This window comes from Neochlamydia sp. TUME1, assembly GCF_000813645.1.
GTDB lineage: Bacteria > Chlamydiota > Chlamydiia > Chlamydiales > Parachlamydiaceae > Neochlamydia.
In genome coordinates, this window is the sequence record NZ_JRXI01000160.1 from 1 (window position 1) to 11,577 (window position 11,577).

The 11,577-nt window shown below is 38.2% G+C and carries 7 protein-coding genes; 2 read left to right on the plus strand and 5 right to left on the minus strand.

Features of this window, described 5'->3' with window-relative positions:
- Positions 1–17: 17 nt before the first annotated feature.
- From DB41_RS10855 to efp, 4 genes are all read right to left on the minus strand, one after another.
- Positions 18–854, minus strand: coding sequence for a leucine-rich repeat domain-containing protein (locus tag DB41_RS10855; RefSeq protein ID WP_052244017.1), 837 nt, complete (start codon positions 852–854; stop codon positions 18–20).
- A gap of 355 nt (positions 855–1,209) precedes the next feature.
- Positions 1,210–1,683, minus strand: coding sequence for a YkgJ family cysteine cluster protein (locus DB41_RS07710; RefSeq protein ID WP_039386110.1), 474 nt, complete (start codon positions 1,681–1,683; stop codon positions 1,210–1,212).
- A 97-nt stretch (positions 1,684–1,780) separates the two neighbouring features.
- Complete coding sequence (gene epmA, locus DB41_RS07715; protein ID WP_039386111.1) at positions 1,781–2,734, minus strand: EF-P lysine aminoacylase EpmA; 954 nt, start codon at positions 2,732–2,734, stop codon at positions 1,781–1,783.
- Positions 2,735–3,304: an elongation factor P gene (gene efp, locus DB41_RS07720; protein ID WP_039386112.1), complete on the minus strand. Its 570-nt coding sequence runs from the start codon at positions 3,302–3,304 to the stop codon at positions 2,735–2,737.
- A 432-nt stretch (positions 3,305–3,736) separates the two neighbouring features.
- Here efp and DB41_RS11720 point away from each other — a divergent pair, with 432 nt between their 5' ends.
- Complete coding sequence (locus DB41_RS11720) at positions 3,737–3,898, plus strand: hypothetical protein (RefSeq protein ID WP_155117622.1); 162 nt, start codon at positions 3,737–3,739, stop codon at positions 3,896–3,898.
- Between the two features lie 32 nt (positions 3,899–3,930).
- On the opposite strand, the gene DB41_RS07725 is transcribed toward DB41_RS11720, so the two are convergent.
- Complete coding sequence (locus tag DB41_RS07725; protein WP_039386113.1) at positions 3,931–9,351, minus strand: hypothetical protein; 5,421 nt, start codon at positions 9,349–9,351, stop codon at positions 3,931–3,933.
- Between the two features lie 1,559 nt (positions 9,352–10,910).
- On the opposite strand from DB41_RS07725, the gene DB41_RS11350 reads away from it, so the two are divergent.
- Positions 10,911–11,087 (plus strand): DUF1328 domain-containing protein, encoded by a 177-nt coding sequence (locus DB41_RS11350; RefSeq protein ID WP_039386114.1) that lies wholly within the window; start codon positions 10,911–10,913, stop codon positions 11,085–11,087.
- Positions 11,088–11,577 lie beyond the last annotated feature (490 nt).

The following is an 11,577-nucleotide window of genomic DNA, read 5'->3' on the forward strand; positions in this document are numbered from 1 at the left end:
AGAAAGCTGCCCTATCTCTACCGGAAGAGTGGTAAGCTGGTTGTTTTTAAGTAAAGGCATTGCAGCTGAGGAAGCTGCCCTATCTCTGCCGGAAGAGTGGCAAGCTGATTGCCTCCTAAGTTAAGGGTTTGCAGTTGCGATAACTGCCCTATTTCTATAGGAAGAGTAGTGAGCTGGTTATTATCTAAGTAAAGCTCTTCTAGCTGAAATAGATGCCCTATCTCTACCAGAAGAGTGGTAAGCTGGTTATTGTTTAAATTAAGCTTTTTCAGCTGCGATAAATACCCTATCTCTGGGGGTAGAAAGGTCAAGCCAGATTCAGTTAAATCTAAGCTTTTAATATCTTTGCCATGATTTTCAATCCACTCTCTAAAAAGCTCTCCTTTTTTTGTTAAAGGCAAATACTTGATTTTCTCTTGCTCTAAGTATTCCTCTCCACCAGGGATTTTTTTCCACATTAAAAGTTGATTAATATTTATAAGATAAGAGGAGTAATTATTCAGAGTAAAATATCTTTTTCCCTCGGTTACCCATTTAAATTCTAATTCTGAGGGTGAAAGAGAGCTAGCTAAAGCAAAGATTTGCTTAAAGATCGCGTTGACTTTTGTAACTTCAGGAAGTTCAGCTTTTAATTTATAGATCCTATCTATAATAAAAGCCTGCTTATAAACATTACCATGGGGAACATGCATCTTACCTATTTGCTTATAAAGGGTAGGCATGACTTCTGTAGCCAGCAAATGTCGCCATTTTGTACAGACGCTATATAAAGAAGGCGCAGCGCATACCTTTAAAATAGGAGTCAGTATTTCATTAGGTAGATGTTCAATGGTAAGAGAAGAGCAAGGATTCATAGCATGGTCTCCTTCTAAGCTTTATGCCTATTTTTATTTAATTTTTAGAGCTATTCATATACATGGAAAAAGCAAAATTAGGCAAGCTAGTATTATAAAAAACCATTAGAAAAGGCTATGAGGTGCTTTTTTTATAGAACATACCAGCTTTTTCACTGGATATCTATGGGCCATGGAGATGGAAGCTATAGAAAAAGGTTATAGCAGATCACAAAAACTATCCACCCTGGCTCACCAGCTATGATTGAGGATAGTTCCATCCTAAGATAAAAAATTTAATGAATGAGCATCGATCAGCCAATAGCAAAGGTGGGTCTGTTTAAGCTTGCCTAACAGCAATCTTAAATAAAAGCATTTAGCTTTTCTGTATCAATAAATTTTGATTAAGGTGGAGTTGTTGTTCAATTTTTTCATAAGGAACAAGGGCAGCTTCCTCATGGATGCCTTCGCAATATTGTGCCGCTGCTTTCCAACTTTCTTCCGAAGCCAGATTCTCTTTCCACCACGGAAAGGTGCGACATTGTCGCGGGCGTTCTTGATAGATAGAACACTTTTTATCTTTTAGAAAAATACAATCATATTCATTGTTAAAGTTTTTCTTTTCAATCAGTGAGTATCGATTCTCGCGCTGACGGGTGTATTTTTTCTTAAACATCTCTAAAGACATCTTTAACAGCTTAGCAACTGCCTGCATCTCTAGTTCTGTTATCCATACGTAGCCTGGCGAGCCTGTGCAGCATTTTCCACATTCAGTACATTGAAAACGTAAGCCTTCTTTATACCAAGGTAAAGCTTTAGAAGTTTGGGTATTATCATTATTTTTATCCATCACGTCCTCCTGCAACAGCCTTAAACAAATTTAAGCCCTATAAAACATAATAAGGTCTACCTATCAATGGCCAAACAATAGATCTAGCGGCAATTTTTTAAGCTGTAGCCCAAGCAAAGGGAATGACCTCGGCAATCGTAGAAGCCTGATGACGTAGCATCATCAAGCGATCAAAACCTATTGCAACGCCACAAGCATCAGGAAAACCTTTTTTTAAGGCTTCCAAAAAAGCTTCATCAATGGGTAACTGATTTTTGCCTAAACTATCCCTTATTTGATTTGCTTCCATCAAACGCTTACGCTGCTCACCTACATCTCCCAGCTCATGATAGCCGTTAGCAAGTTCTAAGCCGGCGTAATAAATCTCAAACCGTTCCGCGATCTGCTCGTCATTTTGCCATTTTGTCTGAGCGAGAGCCGCTTGGGTGGCAGGATAGTCAGTCAAAACACAAAGCTTATCTTTTCCTAATTGCGGTTCAACCACCATAGCTAAAATAAGATTTAAAAGAGCATCTTTCCCTTCTTTTTCAATCTGGACGTAGGGTTGAATACCTCTATTCTGCAAATATTCTATCAAATCAGGAATAGAAGCTTTAACATAATCTAAATTAGCGTATTCCTGCAGAGCTTCACGATAACTTATGGTGTAAGCAGGCAAAGGACCCAAGAACAGACGAACAAAATCTAAAGCTTCTGCAATCATAAATTCATAAGAGACACCTAAACGATACCACTCGGCCATCATAAATTCAGGATTATGCTTACAGCTAAATTCAGCGTCACGAAAAACATGTGATAGCTGATAAATATCACTCATTCCTTCTGCAAGAAGCCTTTTCATCCCATATTCTGGGGAAGAATGCATATAACGTATTTCAAGGTTTGCATAGCGGGCAGGAATTAAATCGATATTAGCATCAACAGAAGCCCCTTGAGTAAGAATAGGGCAATCCACTTCTAGGATTTGTTGCTTGGCAAAAAACTCTCGTGCTTGGGCTAGCATGTAGGCCCGATCCCTAAGGATCTTGACTCTATTTAACTGGGCAGCCATCTATGAAACGCGAGAAACATATTCGCCAGTGCGCGTATCAACTTTAACTTTTTCACCCTGTTCCACAAAGATAGGCACCTGAATTTTAGCACCACTTTCTACAACAGCAGGCTTCAACACACGACCAGAAGCTGTATTTCCTCGCGCTCCTGGAGAGGTTTCAGTTACAATCATGTCGATGAAAGTAGGAGGTTCTAGTGTAACCGGCTGCCCTTTGTAAAATACTATAAAATACAAATGGTCTTCCATTAACCACTGAGCATTATCGCCTATGCTTACAAAAGGGATTTTAACCTGGTCAAATGTTTTATCATCCATAAAGACTACCCCATCGGCCTCTTTGTAAAGCATGCGCATTTCAGCTTCAACTACATCGGCCACATCTGCTTTATCTCCTGATTTAAAAGTCTGCTCAATCGTACGGCCTGTAGTAAGATGCTTTAATTTCACACGATTAAAAGCTTGTCCTTTGCCGGGCTTAACAAATTCATTGCTTACAATTGTATAAGGTTGTCCATCCACTTCCACTTTTATTCCAGCTTTGAACTCATTTGTACTAATTTGTGCCATAAAAATTCCTTAAACTCTGCTTTTTTTTAAATAATAGATAACAATTTACCATAAGTGAGATAGATTTGTCCAGTTGTACAAACAATAGATTACTTAAGTAGACGCTGTTACATTTTCTTACTCCTGACAAATGGCTATATGGCCAACGAAGGCAAAAATCAATCTACCAGGCGATTAACTTCTAAACTTTAAGCCTCTTAATGTTATATTTACGCCTGCGCAAATTTAAGCTAATGATTAACAGCTAGAAGCTTTCCCAAATATATTGGGGGGCATGAGTGCTCCTACTATGCTAGGTCGGGCTTTTTCCAGCCTTCATCAATCTTTTAAGTACTTACTCTACCATCCTTCTGGCCAATTTGATAGTTAAGGGTTCTGAAGCTAAAGGATAAACATCTTATCGACAACAAACTTCTGCTACGAAAAAAATGTATGATTAAAATAGTGAACGAGCTAGAGAAAAAACATATCTCTAATGAAATCCCCCTTTTCTTAAAAAGTGGGGTACTAGCAAAAATCTATGCAGAGCCTACCCAAGAAGGCGAACTATGGAAGAAAATCGAAAATTTACAAAAGCAACCCTGGCTTACGTAAGGGAGGATAATAAAATGAAGCGAAAATTTATCTTAAATGAGAGTATTCTTATTCCTTAATAATAAGGAGGTTAGGGATTTTATGACCTCCGCATCGTCTACCAAATTGTGCGAAATATCGACATGAGTGAGCGACCTATTGCTCTCCACAAGTTTAGCTAAAGCAGTAACACCCTTGTCGCGTATCAGGTTAATCTTAAGAATAAGCTCGCTGATTGAAGGATTGTATTTTAAGGCTTTAGATAAAGCAAGAGCACCTTCATCCTCTATGCGATTATTTTCGAGAACAAGCTTAGTAATTGAGGTCTTGCCCTTTAGGGATTTAGCTAAAGCAATCGTGCCTCCATCTGCCAGTTGATTATTAGAGAAGTTTAGCTCAGTGAGCGAATAGTTTCTTTCTAAGCTTTTAGCAAAAACGATAGATCCTCCTTCATTTAGTTGATTATCACTAAGTTCAAGAATGGCAAGCGAGGAATTACTTTTTATCCCCTCAGCAAAAGCCATGATACTTTGAGAGTCTAACGGTATATCATAGAGTCTTAAATGGGTAATTGAAGGTGTACCCTTCAGAGCTTTTGCTAAAGGGATTGCTGTCGGATAAGCTATCTCATTACCCCAGAAGCTCAGCCGATTGAGCGTCTGGTTATTTTCTATGACCTGTGCTAAAGCCGTAGCAAATGGATAAGCTATTGGAAAGCCGGAAAGGTCTACCTCTTGAAGCGAAGAATTTAGCCTAAGACCCTCTTTTAAAGCTTTACATTCTTCTTCTGAGAGAAGCTCTTGGGTAATCTGAAGAGTGCGAAGAGTATTCTCAAATAAGGCTCTAACTTGCAAGGTAATCGCTAAAGAAGAAGGAGGGAGATTGTACCGCATTAGCAAGGAAGGATCGCGGTGAGGTAACGTTAAACTTCTAAGACGTGGATAGGTCTCGATGAGCAATGCAACCTGATGGGCAGGAAGATTTACGCATCCTTCTAAATCAAGCTCTTCTAGAGAAGGGGCTTCTAGCTGTAGAGAGGTTAATGCTGCATTATTTTTTAAAGCTAGAAAACGCAAGTTGGGAGCTTTTAAAGCCAGCTTAGAAAGACGCTTACAATTAGACAAATCAAGATAAGTTAAGCAAGGCAATTCTACGAAAGAAAAAGATTTTAAGGCATCGCAATGACTAGCATCTAACTTGGTAAGAACCTTAGAAGCTTCTAATAACCGTTTTAAAAGAGACCTCTCTAAAGATTTACAATTTTTTAAAGACAAGCTGTTGAAAGAAGAAGCAGCCATAGCTTTAAGCAAAGCTAGCTCTTGCTTTTGTTTAGAAATTTTTAAGAAAGCTAGGGCAGCTTCACGTAAGCCATCGGTTAAAAGTTCTTGAAAAGGTTCGATATTTCCTTTTTTTATAGCAGCGGCGACCGCTTGAAGATGGCGAGGACAACTTTGGCTGATCAGCATCTCTAGTTCTTTTAAAGCCTCTTGAGGCAAATAGCGCTTTTCATGCCTGGCTAGATCTTTAGCGGGTATATTGCTTGATTTTAAAAGTGAATTGGTAGTACTACTAGTTACTAAGCATTGCTGAGCTTTATCATAGAAATGTCCTGGCCCCTTCAAAAAGCGCTCGTAAGGAGAAGCGGTTGTATCTTGCAAAAGGTGGGCATAATATTTTCCCAGCGAAGGATCTAAGCGGAAGAGAAGTTCTAGAGGAGTTATTGCGGCATTGCTTTCTATAGCATGCTGCATACAGGTAAGTTTTTGGTAAAGTCTAACAATAGTTTTTGGAGGCAAAAGGATAGAAATCACAGGTTTTTGCTTGTTATAAGCATACACATAATCACGTTCTTTTTCGTTAAAGAGACTCTCATAGCGCTGCTGCTGCTCATCGAGATTCTTTAGCCAAGTTTGCAATATTTCTAGGGGCTTAATTTTTAGGAAAAGTTTTCTTGTTTCAGAATGAAGAGCAGTGTGCATTTGATTTAAGCAAAATAGGATACATTTAACTTTCAGTTTTCCATCCTTGGAAAAAGAGGGAAGAAAAGCATGGTCGTTATCGATACTTACGATTTGTTCTTTTTTTTCACCTTGATGATTAGTAAAGGATTGCAAGATGTAATTATCGGGTTTGCCATCCTCCGGATTAGCTAACATAGCTAAGAGCATCATATTGTGCACCCGATGCAAATCTAGATTGGTTAAAGTGCTGCCTGCTTTTAAGACCTCATCTAAATTCTTTCCTTCACTTGTTTCTGAAACTAACAGAGGATAAGGGTGATGACGAATATTGTAGCATTTGAATAATTCAGTCTCGGGAACGCCATGCCCAATAATCAAGCGATGAAGCCTTCCTACAGCATACTCCATTCCTGCCATCTCAGGATAAGGCTTAAAATGAAGCTTACGATGCAGATAGCTAACCGCTACAACAGCACTGCGTCCATATGTACGAGGCAGTTTATAAAATTCTAAGCCTGCATCAAGCGGAAGTTGCTGCACGACGTGGGGATGTAACTTTGCTTTTCCAGAATCGACGCCTTCCCATTCAAATCCTTGACCCGTAGCTTTTGAAGTAAAGACAGCAAGAGAGCGTAGGTAAGCGAAGGCTGGTAATTGAGCTTCAAGGCAGGAAAGAACTTGCTCGAGATGAGGGTCATGGGCATGTTTATTAACAAATTTTAAAATCTTAGAGGGATGGGCTTTAGCACCAGCCCCATTTTTAGCTAGCTCAATGAATATAAAGAGATTGTCTTCAGCCATAGCTTTTTCTAACGGCGTCTCCCCTTGACGAAGAAGATCTGGGTAGTCCAAATCCGCTCCCCTCTTAACTAGCTTGGCTAATAAAACACTAAAGCGGCAAGATGCATAAGAGGCACGGTTAATTAAAGGAAAAATAGGAGGAGAGCTCTGTCCGTCTAAAACATTAGGATCAAGCTTTTCGTGTGCCAACAAAAGTTCTGCGATTAAGAAAATCTGCTCTTCTTCCAAGTTAGGTAAGTGATAGATGCGCATAAGCTTATGTAAAGCTGTTTGTCCTGCTTCATCGGCTTGATTGATTTCAGCTCCTAGTTGAAGAGCTAGCTTAACCAAAGAAGCCCTACCTAGGTCGATACCAGTAAACAACAAATTTTGCTTTTGTGCCAAGGAAAGAGGCAAAGGCGGACAAAACGAAAGATTAGCAACAGCTTTTAGTGGAGTAAGCTGGGTAGAAATACGACTGGACCAATCTAATGAGGATAAAAAAGCACCCACTTCTTCTTCAAGGGAGATCAGATACGGTAAAGCTTTGGGGGAAGATAAATGTGTAGAGCAGACCAGAGCTTCAACAGTTGTGCTTTGATGGTGCAGAGATAGTAAGGCGTCGAGTGGATTGGCATGTGTTTGCATAAGAACTTGGTAACAGGCAAAGGCGGTCGGCTCTAAAACCTTAAAAAGATCATGGTGAGTGACTAAATCTTGCTTAAGCTTATCCTGCAATAGCTGCAGTTTTTTAAAAAATATAGTCAATAGTCCCTTCGGCAATAAAAGGGGAATATCCAACTTTTTTTCAGCTGTTTCATCTAAAAAATCTTTGTTTGTTAACTGTTTTTGGAGGATAAGCCTTTTATATTGTTGATTTCTTTGGTCTAGTCGCTTAATCCAGTGCAGCAAGAAATCGAGGGGGTTTAAATTTTTTAGAAATTCTTTGTTTAAGGGGGCAATAGGTTGGTCCATGCATCCTTTCAGCAATAGAGGCAGGCATTTTAAATGGATTCCATGCCCTTTTTCTGCTGGAATAATCGCAGGCTCAAAGGCTTGATCATTATCAATGCAGACAAGCTTTAAGCCTTCTAGCTCTTGATCCTTCCAAATAAGTTCTACAATATAGTTATCGGCTTTGCCATCATTAGGTAGGATAAGGAGACTGGCCAGGATTAAGCTGCTAAAAGCCTCTTTATCAATTTTTTGTAATAAGGGTGGAAGATGACGAAAAAGCTCTTTTATAGATTTTTTAGGAAAAAGCTTAGCGATCCAGCGTAAAGCTAAAGGTAGCTCAACTAAAGAAGCTAAAGAAGCATTTGCGGCTAGCTTAGGATGTAACTTTAGCATGGTTAAAAGCTGCCAAAAATTATTTTCTTCCTTATTTTCTAAAAAATCTTTACGAAAAATGTCCAAGCCTTGCTCGTCAGATTTTAAGCTAAAATCTCCTGTGCAGGAAAATTCTTTTAAACGCAACTCTTCTGGCAGCTGCTCCACCCATGTTTTATAAGCATGGAAAAGCTTTTCAGGAGCAGAGGAGTAAGGCTTATGTGCTTCTTCTAAGAAATAAGGCCAGCTTTCAATAAGCTCTTCAGCCGTTAGTTCATCGCATAATAAATCAAAGATTTCCAAGATACTGATGAGGTCTACGAGCAAAATCGCTGGAGGGCGTTCGGCTTCAAGAGAATGACCTATTGTATAGCCTACCTGCACTGTATAAGACTCATAGTCAGTAGCTTTACATAATCTCTCTTTAAGCTGAGGGTATTCTTTAAAGATCTGAAAAGAGGTTTTGCCTTGCCATAATTGCTCATTAAAGATCTGTTTGGCTTCCTCATCTGGTGAGGCGTGCCAATTGAAAATCCTAACATTTGAAATTTTAAGGAAAGAGGTAGGAGCGGCAATTAGAGATTTGGGCGAAAAAGCTTGGGTTAAAGAAGTAGCAGCATACTCCCAAGCCGGCTTCAAATAATCAGAAATAATTGCCGCTTTAGGATTACCTTTACAATGTAAACCGCCTAAAGAAGCAACTGCATGCCTGCCATGCGTATTGGTACGGCAAGGCAGCCCTAGATCATCCATAGAGAGCATAGCAAGAGCTTTATTTATATCGAGGAGAAGAAAACCCACAGAATCTCCACAGACCTGGGCTTTCAAAGCTAGTATAGCTTCTCGCTTCTCTAAGGTAGAAGCCTCAAGGAGCTGGGTTATAAAGTTAGTATAATAGGTCTCTAAGATTTTTAGCTTATCTTTAAAAGAGGAAGTTGTAATTGAAGTGATAGTATCCACAATAGTAGCTAAGACTCTATGAAAAGGTTGTAAACGTGGGTAGGAAGCCACGCTTATCCCCTGTTCAATTATCTCCTTTCTTTGTTCTTCCGTGACTATAAACCAGGGTAACTTAAGATTAGGCACAAGCTTAGCCAGTTTATTTCTTTCTTTGGCAGTATAAAGAGAAGATTCGGCATGAAGGTGGGCTATGGTTTCTCCTAGGAGATCTTTTTCTTGGCCTAAATAATTTATTAAACGCTCCTTTAAAAGCTTTTCTTCCTGTGTGCTTTTTATAGGCATTTGAGGCCATTTTTGGGGGCAAAGAGGAGATAAAGAAGGAGTAGCGCAGTTTTGCTCTGTAAAAGGTGAAAAAGAGACATCGCTGTCAGGGCCTTCTGATTCTATGACGGACTCTTGATGGAAAACGCGCTGCAAAGGGCCTAGCGAGGGAGTGATTTGCATATAAATTCTTTAACTTTGTTGAGTGTTTATGACTGCTTTTAATTGTGCCGGATAAAAAATTAAAAAAATGATCTCTATTTTTCTCAGCGGAGCCTTTAGCTACTATTCTTAAGTAAGTCTCTCTGAATATTATTAAACTCGCCTCAAAGACATAAATTAAAAGGAGGCTTTTTGTGGTTATCTTGCAAACTAATGTCACACTTTTAAAGATGAAGGGATGTTAAGGTTATATTCATATTTGCTTGTAAAAAGGCCCAAGAAAAGAATGTCTAGCAATTGTTTTTCTTTTCATTTACCTCTCCTCGATAATTGTCTAGATAAATTCCTCGATCGACTTCCCTTCTTTCATTCATTTATTAAAATACTGCTTTTTCCCTACAGAAGGCACTTTAGCTTATTAAATAAGCATTTATCTTTTTTCATAAAAAACAATTTAAATCCCTAAAATTTTGCCCAAAAAATTAAAATTGAATTTTTAGAGATTTTTTCTTATTTCGTCAAGAAAAGGTTATTTTCACCCACTTATTTTAAATACAAGGCAGCTAAAAAATTCACTCTGCAAAAGATATTTTTAGTGAAACTGGGAAAAAATTTGTTTAAGGGCTTAGGAATATTTACGCTCACCTACCTTTTAGAGGGCCGGATTTATAGAAAAATCACTAATTTTCTTACTATCTAGCTCTTTAAAAACCTAACAACTATGGCAATATGCTAAAAGGCAAGCTTGCCACATGCAACTAGCTAAAGGTAAGATTATTCATTGAGGATACGATAAAAAAGGACCTTATATGGATTAAAATAACATCCGTGGTTAGCATTTTTCCTTACCTTTACAGCCAAATTAAGCTAGGAGCCAAGCTTTTTCTCACACACTCTTTGCTATAAAATTATGCTTATTCTGTAATTTTTACCGGCTGCGGAAGGCTAGTTTTTAGGTGGGTAATCTAAAAAAGTCCTTATCAACATCTAATAGTATTTAATTTCCGAGGGGAAGATAAAAAAGATAGTCTTTATTTAAAGACTTAAAAGCCTTTCCCCGTAATTTTATTTCTTCAGTTCCTTAAGAGCCGAGACGCATCTATAGCCATTCTCTACATTATTACTAAAACATTAAATTCTCATGCAGGAAGCTGCTCCAATCCCCATCAAGCTTAATTGAAGAGGGCTTTAAAATTGGTTAAAGAAGAATAGCATTTTTGCTTGCAAGTTCATTCGTAGCCTCCTTTCAACGTTTCTTGACTCTAATGTTTTATCTTTAATAGCTCACATGAGAAGAAAATTTTTCTCTTTTAGAAAAGGCTCCTCACTCAGAATTTGGGACCTAAGTTTTTTTGGTAGGCTTATTTGATATTAAATTGTCTCTAAGCCCTTGCAAGATAGCCATCAAGCAAAGAAGTTCTCGATGACGTGCAAAAAGCCTTAATTTTTTAGCCTTTAAAAAAATTCAAAGCTAGAAATATATTAAGTAAAGGCCTACGCATTTGAAAATGCTTAAAACAAAAACTGAAATTTTTTTATATACCATCTTAGGATGATAAAAACTAACAGCGAGGATATATATGTTATATTGGTCATTAACATTTTTGATTATTGCTATCGTGGCAGGTTTAATGGGTTTCAGAGGTATTGAAGGCATAGCCGCTACTATCGCCAAAGTTTTATTCATCGTTTTTCTTATCCTTTTTATTATTACTATGGTATCCGGCTATGGGATGATGGGTGCCCCTCAGCCTTAAATTAAAGGATAAGCAGCAATTTTTTCTAAAGAGATACTAAGTTACAGGCTCTTCTAAATTTTTGTAGCTTGGTATCTACTTTAGAAAGCTAAGCGCTTGAGACTTGCTAGACATGGACGCTTTAAGCTTTCAAGTATAAAAAATTTACTGAGAGAGCAAAACTTGTTAGAAAATTAGACCTTTTTCTCACAAGTTTTTAAGCGATATGATTCCTAAGATGAATTTCATCTGCCCTATAGATAATCCTTGCATGATTGCATGCTTATAAAACAAATCTACATCTTAAGGTCTACCTTCTAGGCTAATTGCATTTAACCTGCCCTAGATTAAAATTATTAGCAACCATTCAGGATAAAACCTTCAAAAGACAATCTGGAACACGGCAACGAAAACCGCTAGCTATAAAAACCTCACCTGCAAGCAATTTCTTCTTTTTTATCTCCTCTCTTTATTCTAGCGGCTAAGGCTCTAATCAAGTCAAATCGTATAG